We start from the raw sequence: 404 nt of genomic DNA on the forward strand, positions 1-404 counted from the left end.
CTCCAGCCGCGTGGCAAAGAGCTTGGTCATGTCTGTACCGGTGGGATCGTTGAAAAAGGCATCGGTGATCGTATTCTGGTTCTGGGAGATCACCTCGTCCGGATCAGGGCGCACCACATGCTGCTTGCAGGCCTTCAAATCCTTGCCCTCGGTGGCGATATCGCCGTCCTTGGCGAAATCTATCGCCGTGTACATCGTCGGATCCCACGCGCCAAAGCTGAGCCTGCCCTTTACCGCCAGAGGTTTGAGCGGTTTCACGGAAAAGAACATCAGAATCTGCTGGTCCTTGTAATCCACATGAATGGCGTCGGGTTTACCGAACTCCACCGGTTTCCCGTCAGCGGTGATGAAGGTGTAGTAGGAATATTCGGCCAGCGATTCCAGCACGGTATTGCCGATTTCGG

At 55.4% G+C, this 404-nt stretch carries 1 protein-coding gene; it reads right to left on the minus strand.

The window, feature by feature from the left end; all coding sequences use genetic code 11:
• On the minus strand, positions 1-404 hold a 404-nt coding region (locus tag EN804_RS34925; RefSeq protein ID WP_135922324.1), incomplete at both ends, for a DUF1007 family protein.

This window comes from Mesorhizobium sp. M8A.F.Ca.ET.161.01.1.1 (assembly GCF_004792105.1).
GTDB lineage: Bacteria > Pseudomonadota > Alphaproteobacteria > Rhizobiales > Rhizobiaceae > Mesorhizobium.